The organism is Chelatococcus daeguensis (genome assembly GCF_001887265.1).
Lineage (GTDB): Bacteria > Pseudomonadota > Alphaproteobacteria > Rhizobiales > Beijerinckiaceae > Chelatococcus_A > Chelatococcus_A sambhunathii.
The window spans coordinates 1,679,174-1,705,518 of the sequence record NZ_CP018095.1; the positions used below are offsets into that span (position 1 = coordinate 1,679,174).

The following is a 26,345-nucleotide window of genomic DNA, read 5'->3' on the forward strand; positions in this document are numbered from 1 at the left end:
AAACCCGCCTTCTCACGAAGGCGGGTTTTTCATCGGAAGGACGCGGTGATTCAGCCCGCTTCGGCCAGCATCGAGAGCTGACGCGGCGCTTCACCGGAGATGTCGGTGAGCGGCGTCGGATAATCGCCGGTGAAGCAATGGTCGGTGAATTGCGGGCGCGCAGTGTCGCGGCCTTCGTAGCCGACGGCGCGGTAGATGCCGTCGACCGACAGGAAGGCGAGCGAGTCGGCACCGATATAAGCCCGCATTTCCTCCAGCGAATGGGTCGCTGCCAGCAGCTTGTCGCGCTCCGGCGTGTCGATGCCATAGTAGTCCGGATGGGCGATCGGCGGGCTCGCGATGCGGAAGTGCACCTCGGTCGCCCCGGCATCACGCATCATCTGCACGATCTTCACTGACGTGGTGCCACGCACGATGGAATCATCGACGAGCACGATGCGCCGGCCCGCCACCACGCCGCGGTTAGCCGAGTGCTTCATGCGCACACCGATCTCCCGCACCGACTGGGTCGGCTGGATGAAGGTGCGCCCGACGTAGTGGTTGCGGATGATGCCGAGCTCGTAGGGAATGTTGCAGGCCTGGGCATAACCGATGGCCGCCGGCACGCCAGAATCGGGCACCGGCACGACGACGTCGGCCGAGGCCGGCGCCTCGCGCGCCAGCTGTTCGCCCATGCGCTTGCGAACCTCGTAGACATTGCGCCCGTGCACGATGGAATCGGGCCGGGCGAAGTAGATGTACTCGAAGATGCAGGGGCGCATCGGCTGGTCCGGGAACGGCTTGATCGATTCGATGCCTTCTTCGGAGATGACGACGACCTCGCCGTTTTCGATGTCGCGCACGAATCTCGCGCCGATGATGTCGAGCGCGCAGGTTTCGGAGGCAAGGATGTAGCGCCCGTCGAGCTGCCCCAGCACCAGCGGTCGAATGCCGAGCGGGTCGCGGGCGCCGATGAGCTTCTTGTTGGTGAGCCCGACGAAGGAATAGGCTCCCTCTAGGCGCTGCAGCGCGTCGATGAACCGGTCGATGAAGCGTCCGCGGCGGCTGCGCGCGACGAGATGCAGGATAACTTCGGTGTCGCTGGTCGACTGGCAGATAGCGCCTTCCTGCACCAGCTGACGGCGCAGGGTGAGCGCGTTGGTCAGATTGCCGTTATGTGCCACGGCGAAGCCGCCGCCGTGCAACTCGGCAAAGAGGGGCTGCACGTTGCGCAGCGCCGTCTCGCCCGTCGTCGCATAGCGCACGTGGCCGATGGCGGCCGCACCGGGCAGGCGGGCAATCACCGCCGCGTCGGAGAAGTTGTCGCCGACGAGACCGAGGCCCTTCTCCGCATGGAACTTGGCGCCGTCGTAGGAGACGATGCCGACCGCCTCCTGCCCGCGGTGCTGCAGTGCGTGCAGGCCGAGCGCAGTGACCGCCGCCGCGTCAGGATGTCCGAAAATGCCAAACACCCCGCACTCCTCGTGCAGGGTATCCCCGTCGAAGTCGCTGTCCATCATGTCGTCCACCGCATGCACGGTAGCCCGCCGACCATGGGATCATGGAAACGGGCGGTCACGCCTCATGTCGTGTCAAACCATTGTCGTTGCAATCCGCACTCGCGTCATGCCGCATGTGCGAAAAGCGCGGGTTGCCTCAGTTGTTTCCCCCCACGAGGGCGCGAATGCCCTGCCGGTCGCCCTGTTCGTAGCTGCCGGGCATCTGCTGGGTGCGCTGCTCCGGTACCGCTTCGGCCGGCGGTTCCCCGGTCTCGCCTTCGGGCTTCGGCTGCTTGAGACGTTGCAGGATGGCGGTTTCCGGATCATCCGGCAGAAGCGCCATCAGGCTGTTGCCGGTGGATTGCAGGATGCCGCGCGTTTTGGCGTCCCGCGCCCATTCCGGCTGCATCTCGGGTGTGACCAGCCAGTTGAAGAAGAGGAAGGCGACGGCGCAGATCAGGAAGCCGCGGGCCGCGCCGAAGATGAAACCTAGCGAACGGTCGAGCGCGCCGATACGCGAATCGAGCACCAGGTCCGACAGCTGCACCGTGATGAAGGACACGATGATCAGCGTGACGAGGAAAATGGCCGCGATGGCCACGACAAGCGCGATGGTCGGGTTCGAGATGTGCTGCTTCACGTAGGGCAGCAGCGCCGGATGCAGCATCAGCGCGGCAATCGCCGCAGCGGCCCAGGACGCGATGGCGAGGACCTCGCGCGTGAACCCGCGCACGGTCGCCAGCAGGGCCGAGATGACGACGATGCCAAGAACGATGAGATCGAGAAGCGGAACTGGCATGAGCGCGCGCCGTTGAGCCTTGTGTTCGTTATGCCCTCGGCTCCGGTGCCGCTGGCCACGTTGCTGCCTCAGCGCGCTGTATAGCCCGCCGATGGGCTTTCGTCACCTGTCATGAACGAGCCGGGCATCCCTTTGCCGCGGCCCGGCCGCGACGTTGGCGACGAGATCCGCGATATGGGCCGTGCCGGTGAGGGCGAGCGACGCATCGCCCGCCTCGCGGATGGCCGCGGGCGTCACGGCGCGGCGGAAGCCGAGCTTGGCCGCCTCCTTGAGGCGCTGGGCAGCCTGGGCGACCGGTCTGACCGCGCCGGAAAGACCGATCTCACCGAAGAAGACGACTTCGGGCGGTAGCGGCCGGCCGGCGAGGGAGGAGACGAGGGCTGCCGCCGCAGCGAGGTCGGCCGCCGGCTCCGTGATTTTCAGCCCGCCCGCAACGCTCAGATAGACGTCGTGCATACCGAGCCTGAGGCCGCCGTGTGCCTCGAGCACGGCCAGCACCATGGCGAGACGGTTCTGCTCCCATCCCACCACCGCCCGTCGCGGCGTGCCGAGTGAGGTCGGGGCGACGAGCGCCTGGAACTCGACGAGGAGGGGGCGCGTGCCCTCCATGCCGGCGAAGACCGCCGCGCCGGGCGCCGCATGGTCGCGGCCGGCGAGGAAGAGGGCAGAGGGGTTGGGCACTTCGGCAAGGCCGCTGCCCGTCATCTCGAAGACGCCGATCTCGTCAGTGGGCCCAAAGCGGTTCTTGACGGCGCGCAGGATGCGGAAATGGTGGCCGCTGTCGCCCTCGAAGGAGACCACCGCATCCACCATGTGCTCGACCACGCGCGGGCCGGCGATCTGCCCGTCCTTGGTGACGTGACCGACGAGGATGACGCAGGTGCCGGTGGTCTTGGCGAAGCGGATGAGGGTCTGCGCGCTGCCACGCACCTGCGTGACGGTGCCGGGCGCCGCATCGACGAGGCCGCTCCACATGGTCTGGATCGAATCGATGACCACGAGCCGCGGCGCCGGCCCCTGCGACAAAGTGGCGACGATGTCCTCGACATTGGTCTGCGAGGCGAGCTCCACCGGTGCGTCGGTGAGGCCGAGGCGGTCAGCCCTGAGGCGCACCTGGCCGATGGCCTCTTCCCCCGAGATGTAGGCGATGCGGTGGCCGGCCCGTGCCAGCGCGGCGCAGGCCTGGATCAGCAGGGTCGACTTGCCGATGCCGGGGTCGCCGCCGATGAGGATGACCGAGCCCTCGACGAAGCCGCCGCCCGTCACGCGGTCGAGTTCGCCGATGCCGCTCGCCGCGCGCGGTGCCTGTGCTTCGCTGCCGGTGAGTCCCTCGAGCGGGAAGACGCGTCCCTTTGCCCGTCCGCCGAGCCGCGCGCCCGGCACGGGCATGGACGGGGCGCTCGCCGTCTCTTCGGCGAGGCTGTTCCACGCCCCACACGCGTCGCACTTGCCCTGCCAGCGCGTATAGGAGGCGCCGCAGCTCTGGCAGATGAAGGAGGGCGCACGTCTGGCCATACGCTAGGACGCTGCCGGCAGGTAGCGACGGTAATACCGCTTGCCGAGGTCGGTCAGCATCTCGTAGCCGATGGTGCCAGCGCGCTTGCCGGCCTCGTCCACGGTGAGGCCGTTGCCGATGAGGATGACCTTGTCGCCGCGCCGGACGGCGCCCTCGGGCACGGCGCTGACATCGAGCGTGATCAGATCCATCGAGATGCGCCCGGCGAAGGGGCAGCGCACGCCGGCCACGAGCGCCTCGCCGCCGCTCTTGAGATTGGTGCCGCTCGCCGTGCGCAGATAGCCGTCGGCATAGCCCACCGACAACGTCGCGATGCGCCGCCGGCCCTGTGCCGTCCAGTGGCCATTATAGCCCACCGTTTCGCCATCCGGCGCCCAGCGCAGCTGTATGATGCGCGCCTCGAGTTGAACCACCGGGCGCATCGGGTTGGCACGTTCGGGGGTCGGGTTGCCGCCGTAGAGCGCGTAGCCTGGCCGCACGAGGTCGAAATGCGGCGCCTGCGGCAGGAAGATGCCCGAGGAATTGGACAGCGAGGCTGGCACGCCGGCAAAGCGCTCGCGCACATGCGTGAAGGCGGCGACCTGCCGGGCATTGATCGGATGCTCCGGCTCCTCGGCCGAGACGAGATGGCTCATGACGAGGCTCGGCGTGAAGGCGCCGAGAAGCTCGGCGTCTTCGGCGAGCTGCAGCGCGGCCTCGGCCCTGAGGCCGAGACGGTTCATGCCCGTGTCGACATGGATGGCCGCCGGCAGCCGGCCCGCACCCGCCCGGCAGAAGGCTGCCCATTCCTCGACTTCCTCCTGCGAGCCGAGCACCGGCCGCAGGTCATGCGCCGGGTAGGCGGCGGCGGTGCCGGGCAGGAGGCCGTTGAGCACATAGATCACGGCATCCGGCGCCGCCGCGCGCGTGCGCCGCGCCTCGACGAGATGGGCGACGAAGAAGGTGCGGCAACCGGCAGCGTAAAGCGCGGGGACCGCTTGGTCGATGCCGATGCCGTAGGCGTCGGCCTTGACGACTGCCGCCGTCTCGGCTCCGCCCGCCTTGGCGGCCAGCATGCGCCAGTTGGCGACGAGGGCGCCGAGGTCGATGGTGAGGAGCCCGCCCGCCTCGTCTTCGCCGATGGCGGGGCGCGGCTCGTTCGGTTTGCTGGTCACGATGTCCGGAGCCTCATGTGGATCGGGCCTCAGGGCCGTTCAGAACTGCTCTGGCAGGCGGTCTTCCTGCGCGAGATTGCCGAAGCGCGTGACATCCGCCTGGAAGGACAGCTGCACGGTGCCAGTCGGGCCGTGGCGCTGCTTGCCGATGATGACCTCGGCCTTGCCATGGGCCTGGTCCATCTCGGCCTGCCACTTGAAATGTTCCTCGGTGCCGGGCTTCGGCTCCTTGTTCTTGAGGTAATATTCCTCGCGATAGACGAAGAGCACGACGTCGGCATCCTGCTCGATCGAGCCCGATTCGCGCAGGTCCGACAATTGCGGCCGCTTGTCGTCCCGGTTCTCGACCTGACGCGACAGCTGCGACAGGGCGATGATGGGCACGTGCAACTCCTTGGCGAGCGCCTTCATGCCCGTCGTGATCTCGGTCAGCTCCTGCACGCGGTTGTCGCCCTTCTTGGACGAGCCGGAGAGCAGCTGCAGGTAGTCCACCACGAGGAGGTCCAGCCCCCGCTGACGCTTCAGGCGCCGTGCCCGCGCGGCGAGCTGGGCGATGGATAGACCGCCCGTCTGGTCGATGTAGAAGGGGATGGTCTGCATCTCCCGGGCGACATCGCTGATCCGGTAGAACTCCTCCTCGCGGATGTCGCCGCGACGGATCTTGTACGAGGGAATGCCGGATTGCTCGGCGATGATGCGGTTGGCCAGCTGCTCGGCCGACATTTCGAGCGAGAAGAAGCCGACGATGCCGCCGTCCACCGTCTTCACCGCGCCGTCCGGCTGCTTCTCGCCGCGGTAGGCCTTGGCGATGTTGAAGGCGACGTTGGTGGCGAGCGACGTCTTGCCCATGGCCGGGCGGCCGGCCAGGATGACAAGGTCCGACGGCTGCAGGCCGCCCATCATGCGATCGAGGTCGTGCAGGCCGGTGGCGAGCCCGGAGAGCTTGCCCTCGCGCTTGTAAGCCGCAGCGGCGACGTCGATGGCCGCGGTGAGGGCATCGGCGAAGCGCTGGAAGCCACCGTCGTAGCGGCCGGTTTCGGCAAGGCTGTAGAGCTTGCGTTCCGCGTCCTCTATCTGATCGCGGGGCGAGACATCGACCGGCGCATCATAGGCGACATTGACCATATCCTCGCCGATGCTGATGAGCTCGCGGCGGATGGCGAGGTCGTGGATCGTGCGGCCGTAGTCCTCGGCGTTGATGATGGTTGTCGCCTCGGCGGCGAGCCGCGCGAGATATTGCGATACGGTAAGGCCGCCGAGGTCGTGGTCGCCAAGGAAGGTCTTCAGCGTGATGGGGGTCGCGATCTTGCCTGCCTTGATGAGGCTCGATGTCACCTCGTAGATGCGCCGGTGCACCTCCTCGTGGAAATGGGCGGGCTCGAGAAAGTCCGAGACGCGAAAGAACGCTTCGTTGTTCACGAGAATCGCGCCGAGCAGCGCCTGCTCGGCGTCGATATTGTGCGGCGCAAGACGGTAGCGGGGCTCATCGGGGCCGTCGAGCCGCGCTGCGAGTGAATTCACGGTTGCCATCGGTCTTCGGTCATCGAGTCGCTGGACGATCAGACTAACACGTCGCCGCGTCCGTCGAAGCGGCGCGGGCGGGCGGCGGCGAAAACGCGGTGCACAGTCCAGCAAAGCGGGGACGACGTTGAGAAGTCGTTAACCTTTCGTTGACCGTGTCGCGCGGGTGACTCTGTCGCACGGAGGCAGCGCATTTCTCATGACGCTGCGTGTCAATGCAGGTGCCGGGGCCCTCTCGTCATGCCCGGGACAAGCGCGGGCATGACGGCAGAAGGAACGGCACCGGGTTTGAGCGGCCGTGGCTTCGCAGTCTCTTCCCCGTCCCTACTCCCCGGCGAGCCTCAGCGGGCTGCGCTGGCCCTCGCGCCGGCGCAGCGCGGCTTCCCGCTCGGCGATGTAGGTGCGCGTCAGCGGCACTGTGCCGATCTTCTTGGCGAGCTGGATCTGGAACACCATCATGCCGTCGTGGCGGAAGGACATCTCCGAGCCGGCGAGATAGAAATCCCACATCCGGGCGAAACGCTCGTCATAGAGCGCGACCGCCTCCTCCCGGCGGGCATGGAAGCGCTGGCGCCAGGCCTTTAGCGTCTCGGCATAGTGCAGACGCAGGATCTCGATGTCCGTCACCATGAGGCCGGCGCGCTCGATGGCCGGCAGCACCTCCGACAGAGCCGGGATGTAGCCGCCGGGGAAGATGTACTTGGCGATCCAGGAATTGGTCGCGCCGGGCTCCTCCATGCGGCCGATGGAATGCAGCAGCATGACGCCGTCGTCGTCGAGCAGACGCGCCGCCGTGTCGAAGAAGGTCTGGTAATAGGGCACGCCGACGTGCTCGAACATGCCGACCGAGACGATGCGGTCGAAGCGTTCGGCGACGGCGCGGTAATCTTGCAGCCGGAAACGCACCTTGTCGGCGAGGTTGCGCTCCTTGGCGCGGGCATTGGCGACGCCGAGTTGCTCCTCTGACAGGGTGATGCCGACGACGTCCGCTTCCGCATAGGCGCCGAGATAGAGACCCAGTCCGCCCCAGCCGCAGCCGATGTCGAGCACCTTGTGCCCCGGCTCGACGAGCAGCTTGGCCGCGATGTGCCGCTTCTTGGCGAGTTGCGCATCGTCGAGGCACTGGTCGGGCGTCTCGAAATAGGCGCAGGAATATTGTCTGTCGGCATCGAGGAAGAGGCTGTAGAGGCGCCCGTCCAGGTCGTAGTGATGGGCGACGTTGCGCCGCGATCGCGGCATGCGGTTCCACTGCATGAAGCCGCGCAGCCACTTGCGCCAGCGCCGGACAAGGCGCACCGGCAGGGGCGGGCGCGCGAGGCGCAGGTTGATCATGCCGAGCGCGATCAGATCGGCGATGTCGCCCTTCTGCATCGTCAGGCGGCCGTTCATGTAGAGTTCGCCGAGGGCAAGGTCCGGATTGGCGATGAGCGCCGCCACGTCCCGCCGGCCCGCGATGCGGACGCTGAGGGGAGGGCCGCTGCCGTCGCCGACGACGAAGGGTGGCGTGTCCGCCACCTGCACTTCGAGGGTGCCTTGCCGGATGAGGCGCCCAAGCAACGGTCGCAGCAACCTGTCCATACCTGCACCTCCTCCCGGCCTCGCGGCCGTTGCACTGTGCTGGAACGACAGAAAAAGGTTAGGAACGGTTGCCCAGAAATGCAATGGGCGCCAATCACGGCGCCCATGAACTGCGAAGGTGGCTGAAGAAACGGGCTGAAACCGGCGGCTTCGTCCGCCGCCGGTCGCTGTTTCATGGGCTTTGTCTTGCCTCAGACTTGCTCTTCGCCGGCGGCGTCGGCCAGTGCCGCACCCACCTCGAGGCCGAGGTCGTCGAGGTTCGTCTCCTCACGGGTGAAGACGGCCTCGCCGCGCTGCTGGCGCTCGGCCTCCTCGGCGCTGCGGGCGACGTTGACGGTGATCGACACCTCGACCTCCGGGTGCAGCGCCACGGGCACGGTGTGCAGACCGAGCGTCTTGATCGGCGCGTTGAGCACGATCTGCTGGCGCGAGACGCTGAAGCCGCCGGCCGTCAGCACCTCGGCGATGTCGCGCGTGGCGACCGAGCCGTAGAGCACGCCCGTCTCGCCGGCCTGGCGCAGGACGACGAAGCTCTCGCCGTTGAGCTTCTCGGCGACCTTCTCGGCCTCGCTCTTGAGCTCGAGGTTGCGGGCCTCGAGCTGGGCGCGCTGCTGCTCGAAGCGGGCCTTGTTGGCGGTGGTGGCGCGCAGCGCCTTGCCCTGCGGCAGGAGGAAATTGCGGGCGAAACCGTCGCGCACGCGCACGACTTCGCCCATCTGGCCGAGCTTCGGCACGCGTTCGAGCAGGATGACTTCCATGGTGGTTCTCCTTACGTTTCAGGTTCGGTTCTGGCGATCGGGAGCGACGGGCGGCGTGCCCGACGTGATCTGGTGTTCGGGCGGGCCGAAGAAGGCCGCCATGACGCCGACGACGGCGAGCACCGGCAGCGCCCAGATGAGGAAGATGACGACGACGAGATAGACGAGGCCGAGGATCAGCGGCCGTCCGGCCTTGCCCATCGTCCAGCGGTGGATGGCCGCGAGACCCTGCAGCGCGAAGGCAGCGGCGAGCGCGCCGGTGAGCGCCTGGGCGAGCACGCCGGCAAAGCCCGTCAGCATGACGCCGCCGGCGAGCGCAATGGCCAGCGCGAAAGGCGCCTGGCGCGGCAGCATCATCAGCGGCAGCGGCGGCCACGGCCGCGGCAGCCGGCCGGAGAGGCTCACCGCCTTGGCCGCGCCCCAGAGGTTGATGACGAGCATAGGCACGAAGGAGGCCGCGGCGGCGAGCGGCAACACGGCGACGATGGTGTCGACCGTCGCGACGCTCGCAAGGCCGCCGGGCAGTTCGCCGGCGCCCCCGGCGGCGCCTTCAGCCCCGGCGCCGAGCTCCGCCTTCAGTACGGATTCGATGGCGCGGCGCATGGTCTCGACATAGGCCTCGTAGGACCAGCCGAGCGAGACGGCGCCGGCGAAGGTGACGAGCCCGGCGACCGCGGCCACCCACAGCAGCAGACGGCCGACGGGATACCATTCGGTGCGCCCGTCGCCCGTGGGGCGGCCGAGAAGGCCGAGATAGGCGAGCCACCAGGCGGGCAGGGCGACGCCGAGCGCGAAGGCCGGCGCGGCCGCCCAGCGCAGCGCGATGCCGATGGCGAGCGCGCCGACGGCGGCGGCGACGAGGCCGGCCCGGTGGTTCCAGCCGAGGGCTGCAATGATGACGGGAAGGGGGGCGACATAGGACAGCATCACCGCCAGCGGCGATCCGGTGATCACCACGGTGAAGAGGAGGGCCGATACGAGGCCGGCGCCTGCGCCTGTGACGAGAGTGCTCATCAATCGTCCTGCTGTCCCGCTGCCTTTCGCAGGGTTAGGGGCGGATCCGACGTCCGTCCCAGCAAACTCTCCACGAAGCGTGACGGGAGAGCGACGGGGTTTTCGGGTTCGCTTGCTGCGTCCGGGCGGGCGAGGCGTCCGCCCGGGGCTGTGCGCGGCACCCGGCGAGCCGGATGCCGCGTCGACCGTCACCTTACTTGATGACGTAGGGCAGGAGGCCCAGGAAGCGCGCGCGCTTGATGGCCTGGGCGAGCTCGCGCTGCTTCTTGGCCGAGACGGCCGTGATGCGCGAGGGCACGATCTTGCCGCGCTCGGAGATGTAGCGCGAGAGCAGGCGCGTGTCCTTGTAGTCGATCACCGGCGCGTTGGGGCCCGAGAACGGGCAGGTCTTGCGGCGGCGGAAGAAGGGGCGGCGGGGTGCGCTCGACATGGCTCAGTTCTCCTCGGACGCCGTTTCGTCTTCGCGGCGGTCGCGGCGCGGGCCGCGGTCACCACGATCGCCACGCGGGCCGCGGTCGAAACCGCCGTCGCGGTCGCGGCGCTCGTCGCGGTCGCGCTTCTGCATCATCGCGGAGGGGCCTTCCTCGTGCGCCTCGACCCGCAGGGTGAGGAAGCGCAGGATGTCCTCGTTGATGCGCATCTGGCGCTCCATCTCGGCCACGGCCGCGGCCGGGGCGTCGATGTTGACCAGCGTGAAATGCGCCTTGCGGTTCTTCTTGATGCGGTAGGCGAGCGACTTGATGCCCCAGTACTCGGTCTTGCCGACGGAGCCGCCGTTCGTCTCGACGATGCCCTTGAACTGTTCGACGAGGGCCTCGACCTGCTGTGCGGAAATATCCTGGCGTGCCAGGAAGACGTGCTCGTAGAGAGCCATTGAGTGGCCTTTCCTTTACAACCGACGTTCTCTCCGGCGCTGAGCCCTTCGAGCCCTGTCGCCAAGGCCCGAGCGCGCTGTTCGAAGGCGGAGACACGGGACGCCGGGGCGGATGCCCCTCACGGGCCTCACCTCGGGATGAGATCCCGTCGGCAAGGCACCGCCGTCCGTTCAGCCCCCGGCCGGAGCGAACGTAAAGCGGGGCCTTTAAGGGATTTTGAGGGGGATGGCAAGTGGGGAAGGGTTTTCTTCTGGAGCAGAGCGCCGTTATCTTGAGAAAGGGGGGGGGGTAGCATGGCAGCTCACGTTTTTGGCGGCCCCGAAACGGCGAAGAAGCTTCGGTGCCTGCAGTCTTATTTACGGGCGTTTTCCATTGCATTGAGCAAAAAAGACTTCTCGTGCGTTTATATTGACGCTTTCGCTGGCTCCGGCACACGCACAGAAGTCCGGCCTGGATTGCCGCTTTTGGGGCCAGAGTACGCAGAGCCGGAGGAAGTAACGACGCCGGGATCTGCGCGGCTCGCGATCGAGGTAGAGCCGCCCATACAGAAAATTGTTCTAATCGAGCAGGATCAGGCTCGGTATGCCGAGTTGGAGGCTCTTCGGGCTGAATTCCCCAATCGTCAGATCGTTCTCCGGCATGGTGATGCAAACGCCCACGTTCAACGGCTTTGCGCGGAGACCAATTGGCGAGGGCCGCAGGCGGAGCGTCGAGGTGTCCGCGGTGTTATCTTTCTCGATCCCTACGGAATGGAAGTGTCTTGGCAGACCGTCACAGCGATCGCGAAAACAAAGGCGCTCGATTGCTGGTATTTTTTCCCGCTTTCAGGACTCTATCGAAATGCTCCTCATAATCCGGCCAAACTCGACGCAGGAAAGGAAGCGAGCCTTGACCGAGTTCTGGGTGCAACTGATTGGCGGGAGCGCTGGTACAATCATGATATGCAGCCCGTAGATATTTTCGAGACCCATGCGCAAGCGGTTCGAAGAGCTGATATCGATGCAATCGAAAGCTACGTCAAAGAACGCCTTCAGAGCGTCTTCGAAGGTGCAGTGCTCGATCCCATTCGCCTACACCACCGGAATGGTCCGCCACTTGCCTCCCTCTTTTTTGCGATTTCGAATCCTTCCCGAGACGCTGTGAAACTGGCGTCTAATATTGCTTCTCATATTCTCAATGAGGGAAGATCATCCCACAGACGGCCGCGATAGATACGACCAGACGCTTTCTTGTTCTTGCCGCCCCATTGCTTGAAGAAAAACGCTGCGTCCGCGTCTGTGCACTGATCGAAAATTTCGTCGACCCATCTGTGGTCGAGCGGTCTCGCATTTGGCCCGCTCTCGCCGCCGACGATGGCCCAATGAATGCCGGCGAGGCTTCCCCCGGCGACGGAGCCTATCAGCGGTTCGTAAGACACAAATCGTATGGCCGCCGGTACGGCTCGAAGTTCATCTAGGCGGTGAAGGACGCGACCGTCCTCCACGCTGGTTCCAAGCCAGACGTTCGGTAGGATAGCAAAGCTGCCGGTTGAAAGCACATGAGCCATTCGATCTGGCCGCTTTGTAAGAACTTGGTATGTGTGCCTAGGATTGGCCTCCATCGCTTGCCAAACCTCAGCAATGAAATCCGCTGGCACATCAGGGTGGAATAAGTCGGACATAGAGTTGACGAAGACGCGACGCGGCTTCTTCCAGGTGGAAGGTAAAGCCAGGGCTGCATGGTCTAATTTGAGCTTACCGGTCCATTTCGCCCTGCCGCCGCTCTTGCGTGTGAGGCCAGCGTATTTCTCAACACCCATAGCTTCTAAGCGCGCCGCCATGCGCATCGCGTAACAGTTCGTGCAGCCAGCCGACATAATCGTGCACCCGGCGACGGGATTCCAGGTCGCATCCGTCCATTCGATCGTTGTATCGGCCATTGGGCGATTCTCCAGGGTGCCCAACAGCATGGCGCCCAGTTCGTAAAGATCGCATCAATGTGGGGGCCCTTAGAGGGCGGGAGGCATGCCCTCACTTCAATCGCCCCTTCTCCTCCCTGAACCCCCGCCAATAATCCCCCATCCCTTCGCGCACCACCACATCCTCCGGCCCGATCTCGAACGGCGTCAGCTCCGGCTCCGTCCGCAGCCGCGTGTACAATTCCAGAAAATCCGTCTCGCGCATCAGGGCGAACAGGTCCTCGAAGCGGTCGATGACGAAGTAGGTGGCCTGGAAGTCGTCGATGTAATAGCCGGTGCGCAGCACGCGTTCGAGGTCGAAGGCGAGGAAGTTGGCGGAGGGATCCTCGACCACGTATTTCGCCTCGCCGTAGGAGGAGGCGATGCCGGCGCCGTAGGCCTTGATGCCCTCGGGCTTGCGGATGAGGCCGAACTCGATGGTGTACCAGTTGAGCCGGGCGAGGAACTTCACGCCCTTGTTGTCGCAGGCGACGAGCCCCGTGCGGCCGTATTCGCGCATGTAGTCGGCATAGGCCGGGTTCGTCAGCAGCGGCACGTGGCCGAAGACGTCGTGGAAGATGTCGGGTTCTTCGAGATAGTCGAGCTGCGCCCGGCTGCGGATGAAGGTGCCGGCCGGGAAGCGCCGGTCCGACAGCATCTGGAAGAAGGGGCGCGAGGGGATGAGGCCGGGCACGGCCACCACCTCCCAGCCGGTGAGGCGCCTCAGGCGCTCGTTCATGGCGCGGAAGTCCGGCACGCCCTCGGGGCCGATGCCGAGGGCCGCGAGGCCGTCGAGATATTCCTGGCAGATATGGCCTTCCAGCGTCTTGCGCTGGCGATCGAAGAGGATGCCCCAGGTCGCGTGGTCCTCGGCGCTGTAGCGCTCCCAGTCCTGCGCGATGATGCAGTCTTCGACGCTCTGCGCGTTTAACACGGCGTGCGTGGCCATCGCTTGCCTCCCTGAGGTGCGGGAGCCGGCTGCGGATGCGGCCTCGCGACAGGCTCCGCCGGCATAACGCACGAAGCGGCGCGGCAGGTCCGCCCGGCCCGCAGGACGTCCTCGTCGATCATCGCGCCTTGCCCCCTCCGCGGCAAGGCTGCTTCCCGCGCGGCGGGATGGCTGGACGGCGCGACTTCGGCTAAACCCGTCAGAACTGGGCGGGGGCCCTTGCCGCACGCGAGCGGCCGGCGCCCGACGCCCGCCTGGAGAGCACGTCACCATGGCTTCCACTGTGAGACTGGGCGTCAACATCGATCACGTCGCCACCATCCGCAACGCGCGCGGCGGGGACCATCCCGATCCCGTGCGCGCGGCCCATGCCGCCGTCGCCGCCGGGGCGGACGGCATCACCGCGCATCTGCGCGAGGACCGGCGCCACATCCGCGACGAGGACATCGCGCGCCTCAAGGCCGAATTGCCGGTGCCGCTCAATTTCGAGATGGCGGCGGAGGAGGAGATGGTGGCGATCGCCCTCGCCACCTTGCCGCATGCCGCCTGCCTGGTGCCGGAGAAGCGCGAGGAACGCACGACCGAGGGCGGTCTCGACATCGTGACCGGCTATGCGCATCTGCGGCCCATCGTCGCCGAACTGACCGGCGCCGGCATCCGCGTCTCGCTCTTCGTCGAGCCTGACGAGGCGATCATGGAGACGGCGGCGGCGCTGCTCGCCCCGGTGGTCGAGCTGCATACCGGCTCCTATGCCGAGGCGGTTCTGGCGGGAGACGAGGCGCGCATCGCCCACGAGCTGGAGCGCCTGCGCAGGGCGGCGGCGCGCGCCGCCCATTACCGCATCGAGGTGCACGCCGGCCACGGGCTCACCACGGCCAATGTCGGACTGGTCGCGGCTATCCCTGAGGTGGCCGAGCTCAACATCGGCCACTACATCATCGGCGAGGCCGTCTTTATCGGGCTCGAGGCGGCCGTGCGCGCCATGCGCGCGGCGATCGAGGCCGGGCGCGCTGGCGCGTAAGGGATGCCATGATCATCGGCATAGGCTCCGACCTCTGCGATATCCGCCGCATCGAGCGCTCGCTGGCGCGCTTCGGCGAGCGCTTCACCCACCGCGTCTACACCGAGGGCGAGCGGGCGAAGAGCGACCGGCGCGCGGCGCGGGCCGCCTCCTACGCGCGGCGTTTCGCCGCCAAGGAGGCCTGCGCCAAGGCGCTGGGCACGGGCATGCGGCTCGGCGTCTTCTGGCGCGACATGGAGGTGGTCAACCTGCCCGGCGGGCGCCCCACCATGCGCCTGACCGGCGGCGCGCTGAAGCGGCTCGAGGAGATGACCCCGCCCGGCCACGAGGCCGTGGTGCACGTCTCGCTGACGGACGACCCGCCGCTGGCGCAGGCCTTCGTCATCATCGAGGCGCTGGCGCGGCCGGGTTGATCGTGCCACGCTCGCGCCGCAATCACATCCGCTATGGCCTGCGCGGGTTCGCGTTGCGGCGCGGAGGCGTATCGGCTAGACCGCAACGGATTCTTTGAACAGGCGCGGCCTGCGGCGGGCTTCCGCCGGCCGTCCCGCGCAATGGTTGGAGCCGCTCCACGTGGCGTCGAAACGTGGTCCGGTGAGGGTTCCCGAAAAGGCACGATCGATGGACGAGGCGCGCGTGGACGAAACGAAGAAGAAAGCCGAGCAGGGCGGCATTCTCGAGACGGTCAAGGTCATCGTCCAGGCGCTGCTGATCGCCCTCGTGGTGCGCACCTTCCTGTTCCAGCCCTTCAACATTCCCTCGGGCTCGCTGATCCCGACCCTGCTGATCGGCGACTATCTCTTCGTCTCCAAATATTCCTACGGCTATTCGCGCTATTCCTTCCCCTTCGGACCGCCGCTGTTCTCCGGCCGAATCTTCGGTTCCGAGCCCAAGCGCGGCGACATCGCCGTCTTCAAGCTGCCGAAGGACAATTCGACCGACTACATCAAGCGCGTCGTCGGCCTGCCGGGCGACACCATCCAGATGATCGATGGCGTGCTGCACATCAACGGCGAGGCGGTGAAGCGCGAACGCATCGGCAATTACGTCACGCAGGATTCCTGGGGTCGCGACATCGAGGTGCCGATGTACCGCGAAACGTTGCCCGGCGGCACGAGCCATGTCGTCATCGAACGCGACGGCGACCGCGGCTACTGGGACAACACCTATGTCTACAAGGTGCAGCCCGGCCATTACTTCATGATGGGCGACAACCGCGACAATTCCACCGACAGCCGCGACGAGAACGCCGTCGGCCAGGTGCCCTTCGAGAATCTCGTCGGCCGCGCCGAAATCATCTTCTTCTCCATCGGGGAGGGAAGCGCCGGCTGGAAGGTGTGGGAATGGCCGTGGACCGTGCGCTGGGAGCGCATCTTCAACCCGGTGAAGTGAAAGACGGTGCACTGACTTGGGCCGCAAATCCGCCGATACCGCCGCGCTCGAAGCGCAGCTTGCCTATTCCTTCGCCGACAAGGATCTCCTGAAGCGTGCGCTGACCCATGTCAGCGCCTCGCCCTCCGACAAGACGCGCTCCTACCAGCGTCTCGAGTTCCTGGGCGACAGGGTGCTCGGCCTGTCGGTCGCCGACATGCTGCTCGCCGCCTTCCCGGCGGCGGAGGAGGGCGAGCTGTCGCGCCGCCTCGCCGAGCTCGTGCGCAAGGAGAGCTGCGCCGAAGTCGCCCTCGCCTGGGACGTGGGGCCGCACCTGCACCTCGGCGACGGCGAAGTTTCCTCCGGGGCGCGGCGCAACCGTGCTATCCTTGCCGACGTGTGCGAGGCCATCGTCGGCGCGGTCTTCCTCGACGGGGGCTATGCCGCGGCGCGCGCGCTGGTCGAGCGGGCCTTCGCGGCGCGCCTCCACGCCCCGCGCCGCCCCCTGCGCGACGCCAAGACGGCGCTGCAGGAGTGGGCGCAGGGGCGCGGCCTGCCGGCGCCTACCTATGAGCTCGTCGAGCGTTCCGGGCCGGACCATGCGCCCGAGTTCGTCGTCGGTGTCAATGTCGAGGGCATGGCGCAGGCGCAAGGGCGCGGCACGGCCAAGCGCAACGCCGAGCAGGCGGCGGCCGAGGCCTTCCTGCTGCGCGAGAGGATCTGGACGGTGAACCAGGATGTCTGACGAGAACGCCGGCGGAAACGCCGCAGAAAACGCTTCTCCGGCAGGCGAGGCGACGCGCTGCGGCTTCGTGGCCCTGATCGGCGCACCAAATGCCGGCAAGTCGACGCTCGTCAACGCCCTCGTCGGCACCAAGGTGTCTATCGTCTCGCGCAAGGTGCAGACGACGCGCGCCCTCGTGCGTGGCATCGCGCTCGAAGGCGAGAGTCAGGTCATCTTCGTCGATACGCCGGGCATTTTCAGGCCCAAGCGCCGGCTCGACCGCGCCATGGTGACCTCGGCCTGGGGCGGGGCGGGGGATGCGGATGTCGTCTGCCTCCTCATCGACGCGCGCAAGGGCCTCGACGATGAGAGCGAGGCCATCCTGGGCAAGCTCGCGGACATTCGCCAGCCGAAGGTGCTCATTCTCAACAAGGTCGACCTGGTGCAGAAGGAGAAGCTGCTTCATCTCGCCGCTGACATCAACGCCCGCCAGCCCTTCGCCGAGACCTTCATGGTCTCGGCGCTGTCCGGCAGCGGCGTCGCCGGCATGCGCGCCAAGCTCGCCGCTATGATGCCGCCCGGGCCCTGGCTGTACCCGGAAGACCAGGTGTCGGACGCGCCGTTGCGCATGTTGGCGGCCGAGATCACGCGCGAGAAGCTGTTCGAGCGGCTGCACGACGAACTGCCCTATTCCTCGACCGTCGAGACCGAGCAGTGGCAAGAGATGAAGGACGGCTCGGTGCGCATCGAGCAGACCATCTATGTGGAGCGCGAAAGCCAGCGCAAGATCGTGCTCGGCAGGGGTGGCCAGACCATCAAGACCATCGGCTCGCTCGCCCGGTCGGAGATCGCCGAGGTTGCCGAGACGAAGGTGCACCTGTTCCTCTTCGTCAAGGTGCGCGAGAATTGGAGTGACGATCCCGCCCGCTACCGCGAGATGGGGCTGGAGTTTCCGAAGGGCTGAGCCCCGCCGGGCGTGCCATCCGGGTGAGCCATGGAATGGCAGGACGAAGGCATCGTGCTCGGCGCCAGGCGCCACGGCGAGGCCAATGTCATCCTCGAGCTGATGACGGCGGCGCACGGCCGCCACATGGGCCTCGTGCGCGGCGGGCGCTCGCGCCGCCTGCAGCCCGTCCTGCAGCCGGGCAATAGCGTCGCCGTCGTCTGGCGCGCCCGCATCGAGGAACACCTCGGCCTCTATGCGGTGGAGGCGACGGCCATCCGCGCCGCCCGTTTCATCGCATCCCCGCTCGCGCTTCACGGCCTCGGCACTCTGACGGCCCTGCTGCGCCTGATGCCTGAACGCGACCCGCATCCCGGCCTCTACGAGGCGCTGACCGTGCTCATGGAGCACATGGACGACCCCGCCATCGCCCCGGCGCTCATCGTGCGTTTCGAACTGGCGGTGCTTGCAGGGCTCGGTTTCGGCCTCGACCTTTCGAGTTGCGCCGCCACCGGCAGCACGCAGGAACTCGTCTATGTCTCGCCGAAATCGGGCCGTGCCGTCTCGCGCACCGCCGGCGAGCCCTACGGTGACCGGCTGTTGCCGCTGCCCTCCTTCCTGCGCGAGGGCGGCCTCGTCGACACGATCGGCGTCCGCGACGTGCTCGCCGGCTTCCAGCTGACGGGGCTCTTCTTCGCCCGCCACGTCTACGAGCCGCGCGGCCTTGTCGAGCCGGATGCCCGCCGGCGCCTGATCGAGTTTCTCGCGCGCGGCGAGGCGACCTGACGGAATCCGCTCCCCGCTCGCTGGAACACGGAGCGACGTCGCCTCGTTCCGCGAAGCACGGCTGCAGCAACCTGGACCCCCGTCGCACTTGCGGTGCGGCGCCATGTTCGCTACCCGTTCCCCAAGAGAGGAATTGGGAATGGGCAAGCCTGTCGATCCGCCGTCCGGTGGCAGCATCGAGAACATCAATCTCAAGGACGCGCTCGAGGAGCGCTACCTCGCCTATGCGCTGTCCACCATCATGCACCGGGCGCTGCCCGATGCCCGCGATGGCCTGAAGCCGGTCCACCGGCGCATCCTCTACGGCATGCGCCTCCTGAGGCTCGATCCCGGCGCCGCCTTCAAGAAGTCTGCCCGCGTCGTCGGCGACGTCATGGGTCAGTTCCACCCGCACGGTGACCAGGCGATCTACGATGCGCTTGTGCGCCTCGCGCAGGATTTCGCCCAGCGCTACCCGCTGATCGAGGGGCAGGGCAACTTCGGCAATATCGACGGCGATAACGCGGCTGCCATGCGCTACACCGAGGCGCGCATGACGGAGGTGGCGCGCCTCCTGCTGCAAGGCATCGACGAGGACGCCGTCGATTTCCGCGACACCTACGACGAGGCCAACCGCGAGCCCATCGTCCTGCCGGCAGCCTTCCCGAACCTCCTCGCCAACGGCAGCCAGGGCATCGCCGTCGGCATGGCGACATCGATCCCGCCGCACAATGTCGCCGAGCTGTGCGATGCCGCGCTCTACCTTATCGGCCATCCGCGCGCGTCTTCGGAGCAGCTCCTCACCTTCGTGCAGGGGCCGGACCTCCCGACCGGCGGCATCATCGTCGACGGGCGCGAATCGATCCTCGACGCCTACCGCACCGGCCGCGGCTCCTTCCGCGTGCGGGCACGCTGGGAGAAGGAGGATACCGGCCGCGGCGGCTGGGTCGCCGTCGTCACCGAGATTCCCTACGGCGTCGCCAAGGCACGCCTCATCGAGAAGATCGCGGAGCTGCTGCAGGAGCGCAAGCTGCCGCTCCTCGCCGACGTGCGGGACGAATCGGCCGAGGACGTGCGCATCGTGCTCGAGCCGCGCGCCCGCACCGTCGATCCCGTCCTCCTGATGGAATCGCTCTTCCGGCTCACCGATCTCGAGAGCCGCGTGCCGCTCAACATGAACGTGCTGACGGCCGGCCAAGTGCCGCGCGTGCTCGGCTTGGCCGAGGCGCTGCGCGAGTGGCTCGACCACCGCCGCGAGGTGCTGCTGCGCCGTTCGCGCCACCGCCTCGGCGAGATCGAGCGCCGGCTCGAGATCCTCGGCGGCCTGCTCATCGTCTATCTCGACCTCGACAAGGTGATCCGCATCATCCGCGAGGAGGACGAGCCGAAGGCCGAGCTGATGAAGGTCTTCTCCCTCACCGAGGTGCAGGCCGACGCCATCCTCAATACCCGGCTGCGCTCCCTGCGCAAGCTCGAGGAGATGGAGCTGCGCAAGGAGTTCGACGAACTCACTGCCGAAAAGAGCAGCATCGAGGAACTCGTCGCCTCCGAGGACAAGCAGTGGAAGACGGTGGCCTGGGAGGTCCGCGAGGTCAAAAAGACCTTCGGGCCCGAGACCCCGCTGGGGCGCCGCCGCACCACCTTCGCCGAGGCGCCGGAGGCGGCCATCATCGACCTTACGGAGGCCATGGTCGAGCGCGAGCCCGTCACGGTCGTCCTCTCCGAGAAGGGCTGGATCCGGGCGCTCAAGGGCCACGTGGCCGATTTCTCGACCCTGCAGTTCAAGGGCGACGACGCCCTCAAGGTGGCCTTCCACACGGAGACGACGGCCAAGATCCTGGTGCTCGCCAGCAACGGCAAGGTGTTCACGCTCGAGGCGTCGAAGCTGCCCGGCGGGCGCGGCTTCGGCGATCCGGTGCGCCTGATGGCCGATCTCGACGAGGTCGCGGATATCGTCGGCGCCTTCCCGTATCGGCCGGAGACGAAGCTGCTGCTGGTGTCGAGCGAGGGGCGCGGCTTCGTTGCCGCGGCCGATACCGTCGTCGCCAACACCCGCAAGGGCAAGCAGGTGCTCAACGTCTCCGCACCCTACAAGGCCGCCGCCTGCGTGCCGGCGGAGGGCGACCATGTCGCCATCGTCGGCGAGAATCGCAAGCTCCTGGCCTTCCCTCTCGCGCAGGTGGCCGAGATGGCGCGCGGCCGCGGCGTGCGCCTGCAGAAATACAAGGATGGCGGCCTGTCGGACGTGAAGGTTTTCGCCCTCGCCGAGGGTCTGACCTGGAAGGACACCTCCGGCCGCACCTGGACGGTGGCCGGCGACGACCTGAAGGACTGGCTCGGCAACCGCGGCGATGCCGGCCGCCTGCCGCCGAAGGGTTTTCCGCGCAACAACAGGTTCGGCGGCTGACGGGCAGCGAAGATGCGCAGGTCGCGCCCCGTCAACCTGCCGGCGCCCTATCTGAAGCGCGTCGCGCTGGTGCCGGAGAAGGTCGGCGACTGGGCGGCCTATCCCTTCTGCCTGCCGATGTTCCGGAAGCGGGAATTCGAGATCGCCTTCACCCATCCCGTCACCGTCATCGTGGGCGAGAACGGGGTGGGCAAGTCGACGCTGCTCGAGGGCATCGCCGTCAAGGCCGGCTTCGGCCATTTCGGCGGCGCGACCGGCCACCGGCTCGGCAGCCACGACGACGAGGCGACGCTTGCCGACGCGCTCGCGCTCTCCTGGCTGCCGCGCATCACGCGCGGCTATTTCTTTCGCGCCGAGACCTTCTTCTCCCTCGTGCGCTACATGGTCGAGGCCGCGAAGGAGCCGCTGAGCGGCCCGCCGCCCGACTGGCTGGAGATGTCGCACGGCGAGGGCTTCCTCGCCTTCTTCCGCGAGCGCTGCGCGGGGCAGGGCGTCTATTTCTTCGACGAGCCGGAATCGGCCCTCTCGCCTTCGCGGCAGATCGAGTTCATGAAGATCCTGCGCGCCATGGAGCGGTCCGGCCGCTGCCAGGTGGTCATCGCCACCCACGCGCCGCTCCTCATGGCCTATCCGGGCGCCGACCTCAGGATGCTTACCCGCGCCGGCCTGTTCCCGACGCGCATCGAGGACACGGACCATTTCCGGGTCCTGCGCGAGTTCTTCCTCGACCCCGAGCTTTTCGTCGATTCGATGCTGGACGAGTGAAGGCGGGGGCGGGGCTGAAGAGCGACGCGCAGCCTCCCCGCGGCCGAGCCTGTCCCGGCCATCCACGCCTTTCAGCCCTGCGCGAGCGTCACGGCGTGGATGCCCGCGATGAGCGCGGGCATGACGGCGGAAACGGCGGAAACAACGAAAACGGTTCGAAGGCCATGCGGCGGTGCTTCCCCATCCGCCGGCCGTGCCGGTTTCCTCAATCCTCCGCCCACATGCGTGTCAGGTTCGCGGCGCATTTCGCAAGCAGGTCATATTCCGGCGTTTTGCCGTGCTGTTCGAACAGCTGCGTGCGCGCGGTGTCGAGGTCGAAGAGCAACTCGCGCTGCGCCCCGTCCCGCACGTAGCTGCGTGCCCAGCCGACCGCCGCGAGGCGTTCGCCGGTTCGCACCGGCTCGACCCGGTGCAGCGTCGTCGAGGGATAGGCGACGAGATGGCCGGCGGGCAGCTTGATCGCCTCCTCGCCCGCCGCGCTCTCGATGACGAGCTCGCCGCCCTCGTAGGTCTGTGGATCGGCGAGGAAGAGCGTGAAGGACACGTCCGTGCGCAGCCCGTGCATGATCGGGTTGTCGACATGCGTGCCATAGGCCCGGCCGGCGCCGTAGCGGCTGAAGAGGATCGGCGTCAGCGCCTTGGGCCGGACCGCCGCCGCAAAGACGGGATTGGCGAGGATGCGCGCCGAGATCCTCTCGCGCAGGCCCCGCACGGCCGCGCCCTCCCGCGCCTGCTCGTTGTCCTTGACGAGCCGGGCGCTGCGGCCCGCCGTCGCACGCCCGTCCTCGAAGCGCAGGTGGGCCAGTGCTGCGCGGATCTCCGTGAGGTCCTTCGCCGTCAGGACATCGCCGATGAGGACGAGCATCTTCCATCCCTCCATTGACCGGACCAGCCATAGCATCTAGCTAAGGTCATGAAAATGAATAGGAATTTTAATTGTAACAATTCCATTCTCGGATCTGGAGACCAGCCATGATCAAGTCGAGGAAAGTCTGGGTCGGCCTCGGTGCGGCCGTGCTCGCCGGCACCGGCGTCGGCGCCCCCGCCGAGGCGCAGCCGCTGGCACGCGGCATCGAGCAGGCGGCGCCCGGCGAGGCGTCGGCGGCTCGCCATCTCGTCCTGCGCGTGACGGAGAGCCATGCCGGCCATGCCCCGGCTGGGGATGGCGAAGGCGAGGGCGGCGGTGCCCAGCTGGCGCCGGACCTGCGCCTGACGCGCGATCTCGCCCTCATCAGCGGCCATCTGACCGTGGGCAACGAGTTGGTCGAGGCGGGGCGCTGGAGCGAGGCGATGGTGCATTTCCTCCACCCGGCGGAGGAGCTCTACGGCGGCATCGCCGGCGATCTCAAGAGCTTCGGCATCCCGCCCTTCGCCGCGGCCCTCAAGGTGCTCGCCCAGACGGTGAAGGCGCAGAAGCAGGAGGCCTACGAGGGGGCGCTGAAGACGGTGCGCGAGCGCCTCGCCACCGCCGACGCGGCGGTGAAGGCGAAGACCGCCGACTGGCCGGGCCTGACGCTCGATGCCGTGCTCGAGGTGCTCAACACCGCCGGCGAGGAATACGAAGCGGCCATCGAGGACGGCAAGTTCAAGCTCGTCGTCGAGTATCAGGATTCGCGCGGCTTCATCCTTCAGGCCGAGCAGATGCTGGCGGCCGTCGCGCCCGACCTCGAGAAGAAGAACGCCGGGGCCTATGCCGCCCTGCAGCGCGAGCTGGGCGAGTTGAAGAAGGCCTGGCCCCATGCGGTCGCGCCGGACAAGCCGGTGCTCGACGTCTCAGAGGTGCTCGGGCTCATCGCCAAGGCCGAGATCGAGATCGGCAAGCTGATGTGAGCGATTGATGCGCGCAGGCAGCAGATTCGGCGCAGCCTTTGATCGGGCGGTGCGGCGGCCGTGGCGCGCGGCCGCCGGTGCCTGCGCTGTCGTGCTCTGTGCCGGCCTGTCGTTGGCTGAGGCGCCGCCGCCGTCCGTGCCGGCCGATGTCCTCGCCGCCTTTGCCCGTCCCGCGCGGCGCCCCTCCGCTGCGGACGACGATGCGCGGCAGGTCACGCTCGGTCAGGCACTCTTCTTCGACACGCGCCTGTCGGGGGATGGCAGCCTCGCCTGTGCGTCCTGCCACGATCCGCAGCTCGGCTTTGCCGACGGGGTACCGCGCGGCCGCGGCATCGCCGGCAGCCGCCTGCCGCGACACACGCCGGCGCTTTGGAACCTCGCCTGGGGCCGCACCTTTTTCTGGGACGGGCGGGCCACGAGCCTGGAGAGCCAGTCGACCGGGCCCATCGAGAGCCCGGTCGAGATGGGCGCAAAGCTGGAGGAGGTCGTTGCCCGCCTCTCGGACGATGCGGCGATGCGCACGGCCTTCGCCGAGGCCTTTCCCGAGCGCCCGGTGGTCGACAGGCTCAACCTGTCACGGGCGCTCGCCGCCTTCGAGCGCACGCTCGTCTCGCCGGTGACCCGCTTCGACCGCTTCGTGGCGGGCGAGCGCGACGCCCTGACGGCGGACGAGATCGCCGGCTTCCGCCTCTTCACCGGCAAGGCCGGCTGCGTCGCCTGCCACAGCGGCTGGCGCTTCACCGACGAGGCCTTCCACGACATCGGCCTTCCCGGCGACGACCGCGGCCGGGGCGCCGCCCTCGGCCTTGCGGCGGCCGATCACGCCTTCAAGACGCCGAGCCTGCGCGAGATCGCCTGGACGGCGCCCTACATGCACGACGGCGCTCTGGCGACGCTGGAGGATGTCGTCGCCCATTACGAGCGCGGCATCGTCGACCGGCCGACACTGTCGGCCGACCTGCCCAAGGGATTGTCGCTGAGCGAGGAGGAGAGGGGCCAGCTCATCGCCTTCCTCGGTACCTTGTCGAGCGAGGATCCGCCGCGACCGGCCTCGCTGCCGCCGCATGTGGAAGCGGCGCCGGGCAGCGTCGGGGCCGTGTCGGTGTCCACCATCGGCCAGGCCGGCAAGCGCTTCGCGCCGGATCACGTGCGCATCCGCGCGGGCGAGGGGCTCACCGTGGTCAACGACGACACCCGCACCCACAACGTGCGTGTCGACGATCCGCGCCTCGCTTACAGCTCCGGCGCGCAGGAACCCGGCGACAAGGTGGTCCTATCCTTCGAGGAGCCCGGGCAGTTCCTCGTCACCTGCGGCATCCACCCCGAGATGCGCCTTACGGTCGAGGTGGCGCCGAAATGAAAAGGGCGGGCCCGAGGCCCGCCCTTCCGGATCGAATCGTGTCGCGCGCTCAGCGCCGGCGGTCGAGCGCCACGACGCTCGCATAGGCGAGGGCCGACTTCAGCACCGTGCCGAGGATGAAGGGCACGAAGCCGGCGGCGATCGCCTTCTCGAAGCCGATGAGATGGGCGAGCCAGGCGACGCCCGGCACGAAGACGATGAGGTGGCCGACGAGGAGCGAGACCGCGAGCTTGCCGTAGTGGCGGTTCCAGCCCTGGTCGGCGAGCCAGCCGACGAAGGCGGCGGCGAGGAGGAAGCCCACGAGATAGCCGCCCGTCGGCCCCATGGCGTAGAGGAGCCCGGCATTGCCGCCGGCGAAGAGCGGAAGGCCGGCGAGGCCCTGCGCGAGATAGGCCACCAGCGTCTCGCTCGCCAGGCGCCAGCCGCAGAGCGCGCCGACCAGCAGCACCGCATAGGTCTGCATCGTCATGGGCACCGGATACATCGGCACCTCGATCCAAGCCGAGGCCGCGATGAGCCAGCTGCCGAGAAGCACGACGGTGGCTCGGCGCAGGGCGGAGGAACCGACAAGACGCGCCAGGGGCGCGGCATGAGGGGTGGAGGTGGTGTACGACATCAGGGGACTCCTAATCGATGCCGCGACACTTCCTTGGCTGTGCGCCGTCGTCAAGCCCGTCGATGTGGGAAAGCTGGGGCAAGGGGCCGAAACCGGGGTGCGCCGTCGTGCCCTGGGGACTCATCTCGGCGCCTCCGGCGAGTCATTGCGCTGGTCCCCGGGTCGCATTCCGCTCCGCTGCATGCGTCCGGGAAACGGGAGTGTCGCGGGAACCCTCAGCCGAAGCGCACCCAACCCTGCGGATAGAGCCGCTCCTGCGGCAGGAAGCGGGCCTTGTAGGCCATCTTGCGCGAACCCTCGACCCAGTAGCCGAGGTAGACATAAGGCAACCCGAGGCGCCGTGCCTTGGCGATATGGTCGAGGATCATGAAGCTGCCGAGGCTGCGCTCGCCGTCGTCCGGATCGTAGAAGGAATAGACCATCGACAGGCCGTCGCCGAGCACGTCGGTGAGTGCCACCCCCACGAGGTCGCCCGTGCCGCGGCCGTTGATGCCCGTATCTGGCCCGCGCCGCCGGTATTCGACGAGGCGCGTCGGCACGTGGCTATCCTCCACCATCATGGCGTAGTCGAGCATTGTCATGTCCACCATACCGCCGTCGGAATGGCGCGCCTCGAGATAGTGGCGGAAGAGCGAATATTGCTCGGAGGTGGGGATCGGCTCGCCCATGGCGCCGGCGAGGTCGGCATTGGCCCGGAGCACCCTTTTCAGGTTACGCCCCGGCCGGAAGGCATCGACGACGATGCGGACCGAGACGCAGGCCTTGCAGTGCTCGCAGGCCGGGCGGTAGGCGATGGTCTGCGAGCGGCGGAAGCCGCCTTGCGTCAGGATGTCGTTGATCTCGGCGGCCCGCCGGCCGATGAGATGAGTGAAGACCTTTCGCTCTTCCCGACCCGGCAGATAGGGGCAGGCCGAGGGCGCCGTCAGGTAGAACTGCGGCGCGTCGCGCGGTTGCGTCGTCACCTC

Annotated in this window: 26 protein-coding genes; 11 read left to right on the plus strand and 15 right to left on the minus strand. The window is 67.6% G+C overall.

Annotation, left to right across the window (positions count from 1 at the left end):
• Nucleotides 1-50 precede the first annotated feature (50 nt).
• The 10 genes from purF to rpsF all read right to left on the minus strand — a co-directional run bounded on the left by purF (nucleotide 51) and on the right by rpsF (nucleotide 10,692).
• Nucleotides 51-1,499, minus strand: coding sequence for an amidophosphoribosyltransferase (gene purF / locus BOQ54_RS07990; protein WP_055460644.1), 1,449 nt, complete (start codon nucleotides 1,497-1,499; stop codon nucleotides 51-53).
• Between the two features lie 136 nt (nucleotides 1,500-1,635).
• On the minus strand, nucleotides 1,636-2,277 hold the full coding sequence (locus tag BOQ54_RS07995) for a CvpA family protein (protein ID WP_071923666.1): 642 nt from the start codon (nucleotides 2,275-2,277) through the stop codon (nucleotides 1,636-1,638).
• Between the two features lie 102 nt (nucleotides 2,278-2,379).
• Nucleotides 2,380-3,792, minus strand: coding sequence for a DNA repair protein RadA (gene radA, locus BOQ54_RS08000; RefSeq protein ID WP_055460555.1), 1,413 nt, complete (start codon nucleotides 3,790-3,792; stop codon nucleotides 2,380-2,382).
• 3 nt (nucleotides 3,793-3,795) lie between these two features.
• Nucleotides 3,796-4,947, minus strand: a complete 1,152-nt coding sequence (gene alr / locus BOQ54_RS08005; RefSeq protein WP_082831527.1) for an alanine racemase — start codon at nucleotides 4,945-4,947, stop codon at nucleotides 3,796-3,798.
• Nucleotides 4,948-4,986: 39 nt separating this feature from the next.
• Complete coding sequence (locus BOQ54_RS08010) at nucleotides 4,987-6,477, minus strand: replicative DNA helicase (protein ID WP_055460556.1); 1,491 nt, start codon at nucleotides 6,475-6,477, stop codon at nucleotides 4,987-4,989.
• A gap of 315 nt (nucleotides 6,478-6,792) precedes the next feature.
• Nucleotides 6,793-8,046, minus strand: coding sequence for an SAM-dependent methyltransferase (locus BOQ54_RS08015; RefSeq protein ID WP_055460557.1), 1,254 nt, complete (start codon nucleotides 8,044-8,046; stop codon nucleotides 6,793-6,795).
• Between the two features lie 191 nt (nucleotides 8,047-8,237).
• The gene (gene rplI, locus BOQ54_RS08020) at nucleotides 8,238-8,804 is read right to left on the minus strand and encodes a 50S ribosomal protein L9 (protein WP_055460558.1); all 567 of its coding nucleotides are present in this window, start codon (nucleotides 8,802-8,804) and stop codon (nucleotides 8,238-8,240) included.
• Nucleotides 8,805-8,822: 18 nt separating this feature from the next.
• Nucleotides 8,823-9,818 carry a DUF2232 domain-containing protein gene (locus BOQ54_RS08025; RefSeq protein WP_071923667.1) on the minus strand — a complete coding sequence of 332 codons (996 nt, stop codon included), beginning with the start codon at nucleotides 9,816-9,818 and terminating at the stop codon, nucleotides 8,823-8,825.
• Nucleotides 9,819-10,011: 193 nt separating this feature from the next.
• Complete coding sequence (rpsR, locus tag BOQ54_RS08030) at nucleotides 10,012-10,248, minus strand: 30S ribosomal protein S18 (protein ID WP_019404164.1); 237 nt, start codon at nucleotides 10,246-10,248, stop codon at nucleotides 10,012-10,014.
• Nucleotides 10,249-10,251: 3 nt separating this feature from the next.
• The gene (rpsF, locus tag BOQ54_RS08035) at nucleotides 10,252-10,692 is read right to left on the minus strand and encodes a 30S ribosomal protein S6 (protein ID WP_055460560.1); all 441 of its coding nucleotides are present in this window, start codon (nucleotides 10,690-10,692) and stop codon (nucleotides 10,252-10,254) included.
• Between the two features lie 294 nt (nucleotides 10,693-10,986).
• Between rpsF and BOQ54_RS08040 the strand changes: the two genes are divergently transcribed.
• On the plus strand, nucleotides 10,987-11,904 hold the full coding sequence (locus tag BOQ54_RS08040; RefSeq protein WP_071923668.1) for a three-Cys-motif partner protein TcmP: 918 nt from the start codon (nucleotides 10,987-10,989) through the stop codon (nucleotides 11,902-11,904).
• Here BOQ54_RS08040 and BOQ54_RS08045 read toward each other — a convergent pair.
• Nucleotides 11,859-12,611 (minus strand): DUF5131 family protein, encoded by a 753-nt coding sequence (locus BOQ54_RS08045; RefSeq protein ID WP_071923669.1) that lies wholly within the window; start codon nucleotides 12,609-12,611, stop codon nucleotides 11,859-11,861. The genes BOQ54_RS08040 and BOQ54_RS08045 overlap by 46 nt on opposite strands.
• Nucleotides 12,612-12,702: 91 nt before the next feature.
• Entirely contained in the window at nucleotides 12,703-13,578 is an 876-nt protein-coding gene (gene phhA / locus BOQ54_RS08050; protein ID WP_071923670.1) for a phenylalanine 4-monooxygenase, read from the minus strand.
• Nucleotides 13,579-13,849: 271 nt separating this feature from the next.
• Between phhA and BOQ54_RS08055 the strand changes: the two genes are divergently transcribed.
• From BOQ54_RS08055 to BOQ54_RS08090, 8 genes are all read left to right on the plus strand, one after another.
• A complete protein-coding gene (locus BOQ54_RS08055; protein ID WP_071923671.1) occupies nucleotides 13,850-14,599 on the plus strand; it encodes a pyridoxine 5'-phosphate synthase in 750 nt (249 codons plus the stop codon).
• Nucleotides 14,600-14,607: 8 nt separating this feature from the next.
• Entirely contained in the window at nucleotides 14,608-15,012 is a 405-nt protein-coding gene (gene acpS / locus BOQ54_RS08060; RefSeq protein ID WP_055460565.1) for a holo-ACP synthase, read from the plus strand.
• 208 nt (nucleotides 15,013-15,220) lie between these two features.
• A complete protein-coding gene (lepB, locus tag BOQ54_RS08065; protein WP_055460566.1) occupies nucleotides 15,221-15,991 on the plus strand; it encodes a signal peptidase I in 771 nt (256 codons plus the stop codon).
• A 16-nt stretch (nucleotides 15,992-16,007) separates the two neighbouring features.
• Nucleotides 16,008-16,715 carry a ribonuclease III gene (rnc, locus tag BOQ54_RS08070; protein ID WP_071923672.1) on the plus strand — a complete coding sequence of 236 codons (708 nt, stop codon included), beginning with the start codon at nucleotides 16,008-16,010 and terminating at the stop codon, nucleotides 16,713-16,715.
• The gene (gene era, locus BOQ54_RS08075) at nucleotides 16,708-17,658 is read left to right on the plus strand and encodes a GTPase Era (protein ID WP_055460568.1); all 951 of its coding nucleotides are present in this window, start codon (nucleotides 16,708-16,710) and stop codon (nucleotides 17,656-17,658) included. Before rnc ends, era begins: the two co-directional genes overlap by 8 nt.
• 30 nt (nucleotides 17,659-17,688) lie before the next feature.
• Nucleotides 17,689-18,423 carry a DNA repair protein RecO gene (recO, locus tag BOQ54_RS08080; RefSeq protein ID WP_071923673.1) on the plus strand — a complete coding sequence of 245 codons (735 nt, stop codon included), beginning with the start codon at nucleotides 17,689-17,691 and terminating at the stop codon, nucleotides 18,421-18,423.
• Between the two features lie 139 nt (nucleotides 18,424-18,562).
• Nucleotides 18,563-20,809 carry a DNA topoisomerase IV subunit A gene (gene parC / locus BOQ54_RS08085; protein ID WP_071923674.1) on the plus strand — a complete coding sequence of 749 codons (2,247 nt, stop codon included), beginning with the start codon at nucleotides 18,563-18,565 and terminating at the stop codon, nucleotides 20,807-20,809.
• A 12-nt stretch (nucleotides 20,810-20,821) separates the two neighbouring features.
• Nucleotides 20,822-21,574 (plus strand): AAA family ATPase, encoded by a 753-nt coding sequence (locus tag BOQ54_RS08090; protein WP_055460571.1) that lies wholly within the window; start codon nucleotides 20,822-20,824, stop codon nucleotides 21,572-21,574.
• 205 nt (nucleotides 21,575-21,779) lie between these two features.
• Here the strand turns inward: BOQ54_RS08090 and BOQ54_RS08095 are convergent, their stop codons facing one another.
• Nucleotides 21,780-22,439, minus strand: a complete 660-nt coding sequence (locus tag BOQ54_RS08095) for a Fe2+-dependent dioxygenase (RefSeq protein ID WP_055460572.1) — start codon at nucleotides 22,437-22,439, stop codon at nucleotides 21,780-21,782.
• A gap of 107 nt (nucleotides 22,440-22,546) precedes the next feature.
• Between BOQ54_RS08095 and BOQ54_RS08100 the strand changes: the two genes are divergently transcribed.
• Entirely contained in the window at nucleotides 22,547-23,404 is an 858-nt protein-coding gene (locus tag BOQ54_RS08100) for a hypothetical protein (protein WP_055460573.1), read from the plus strand.
• A gap of 7 nt (nucleotides 23,405-23,411) precedes the next feature.
• Complete coding sequence (locus BOQ54_RS08105) at nucleotides 23,412-24,764, plus strand: cytochrome c peroxidase (RefSeq protein WP_245316323.1); 1,353 nt, start codon at nucleotides 23,412-23,414, stop codon at nucleotides 24,762-24,764.
• Nucleotides 24,765-24,813: 49 nt separating this feature from the next.
• Here BOQ54_RS08105 and BOQ54_RS08110 read toward each other — a convergent pair whose 3' ends face one another.
• Both BOQ54_RS08110 and BOQ54_RS08115 read right to left on the minus strand, forming a co-directional pair.
• Nucleotides 24,814-25,380 carry a biotin transporter BioY gene (locus BOQ54_RS08110; protein WP_071923676.1) on the minus strand — a complete coding sequence of 189 codons (567 nt, stop codon included), beginning with the start codon at nucleotides 25,378-25,380 and terminating at the stop codon, nucleotides 24,814-24,816.
• Between the two features lie 215 nt (nucleotides 25,381-25,595).
• Nucleotides 25,596-26,342 carry an arginyltransferase gene (locus BOQ54_RS08115; protein ID WP_055460576.1) on the minus strand — a complete coding sequence of 249 codons (747 nt, stop codon included), beginning with the start codon at nucleotides 26,340-26,342 and terminating at the stop codon, nucleotides 25,596-25,598.
• Between the last annotated feature and the right edge of the window lie 3 nt (nucleotides 26,343-26,345).

What these genes read in the sequence shown, in the direction of transcription:
- BOQ54_RS08045 (WP_071923669.1), bottom strand. Translation starts at nt 12,611, where the DNA reads ATGGCCGATACAACGATCGAATGGACGGATGCGACCTGGAATCCCGTC.
- BOQ54_RS08095 (WP_055460572.1), bottom strand. Translation starts at nt 22,439, where the DNA reads ATGCTCGTCCTCATCGGCGATGTCCTGACGGCGAAGGACCTCACGGAG.
- rpsF (WP_055460560.1), bottom strand. Translation starts at nt 10,692, where the DNA reads ATGGCTCTCTACGAGCACGTCTTCCTGGCACGCCAGGATATTTCCGCA.
- BOQ54_RS08055 (WP_071923671.1), top strand. Translation starts at nt 13,850, where the DNA reads ATGGCTTCCACTGTGAGACTGGGCGTCAACATCGATCACGTCGCCACC.
- BOQ54_RS08010 (WP_055460556.1), bottom strand. Translation starts at nt 6,477, where the DNA reads ATGGCAACCGTGAATTCACTCGCAGCGCGGCTCGACGGCCCCGATGAG.
- BOQ54_RS08110 (WP_071923676.1), bottom strand. Translation starts at nt 25,380, where the DNA reads ATGTCGTACACCACCTCCACCCCTCATGCCGCGCCCCTGGCGCGTCTT.
- recO (WP_071923673.1), top strand. Translation starts at nt 17,689, where the DNA reads ATGGAATGGCAGGACGAAGGCATCGTGCTCGGCGCCAGGCGCCACGGC.
- BOQ54_RS08025 (WP_071923667.1), bottom strand. Translation starts at nt 9,818, where the DNA reads ATGAGCACTCTCGTCACAGGCGCAGGCGCCGGCCTCGTATCGGCCCTC.
- lepB (WP_055460566.1), top strand. Translation starts at nt 15,221, where the DNA reads ATGGACGAGGCGCGCGTGGACGAAACGAAGAAGAAAGCCGAGCAGGGC.
- era (WP_055460568.1), top strand. Translation starts at nt 16,708, where the DNA reads ATGTCTGACGAGAACGCCGGCGGAAACGCCGCAGAAAACGCTTCTCCG.
- rpsR (WP_019404164.1), bottom strand. Translation starts at nt 10,248, where the DNA reads ATGTCGAGCGCACCCCGCCGCCCCTTCTTCCGCCGCCGCAAGACCTGC.
- acpS (WP_055460565.1), top strand. Translation starts at nt 14,608, where the DNA reads ATGATCATCGGCATAGGCTCCGACCTCTGCGATATCCGCCGCATCGAG.
- BOQ54_RS08100 (WP_055460573.1), top strand. Translation starts at nt 22,547, where the DNA reads ATGATCAAGTCGAGGAAAGTCTGGGTCGGCCTCGGTGCGGCCGTGCTC.
- BOQ54_RS08090 (WP_055460571.1), top strand. Translation starts at nt 20,822, where the DNA reads ATGCGCAGGTCGCGCCCCGTCAACCTGCCGGCGCCCTATCTGAAGCGC.
- rplI (WP_055460558.1), bottom strand. Translation starts at nt 8,804, where the DNA reads ATGGAAGTCATCCTGCTCGAACGCGTGCCGAAGCTCGGCCAGATGGGC.
- parC (WP_071923674.1), top strand. Translation starts at nt 18,563, where the DNA reads ATGGGCAAGCCTGTCGATCCGCCGTCCGGTGGCAGCATCGAGAACATC.
- radA (WP_055460555.1), bottom strand. Translation starts at nt 3,792, where the DNA reads ATGGCCAGACGTGCGCCCTCCTTCATCTGCCAGAGCTGCGGCGCCTCC.
- BOQ54_RS08040 (WP_071923668.1), top strand. Translation starts at nt 10,987, where the DNA reads ATGGCAGCTCACGTTTTTGGCGGCCCCGAAACGGCGAAGAAGCTTCGG.
- purF (WP_055460644.1), bottom strand. Translation starts at nt 1,499, where the DNA reads ATGATGGACAGCGACTTCGACGGGGATACCCTGCACGAGGAGTGCGGG.
- BOQ54_RS08105 (WP_245316323.1), top strand. Translation starts at nt 23,412, where the DNA reads ATGCGCGCAGGCAGCAGATTCGGCGCAGCCTTTGATCGGGCGGTGCGG.
- BOQ54_RS07995 (WP_071923666.1), bottom strand. Translation starts at nt 2,277, where the DNA reads ATGCCAGTTCCGCTTCTCGATCTCATCGTTCTTGGCATCGTCGTCATC.
- BOQ54_RS08015 (WP_055460557.1), bottom strand. Translation starts at nt 8,046, where the DNA reads ATGGACAGGTTGCTGCGACCGTTGCTTGGGCGCCTCATCCGGCAAGGC.
- phhA (WP_071923670.1), bottom strand. Translation starts at nt 13,578, where the DNA reads ATGGCCACGCACGCCGTGTTAAACGCGCAGAGCGTCGAAGACTGCATC.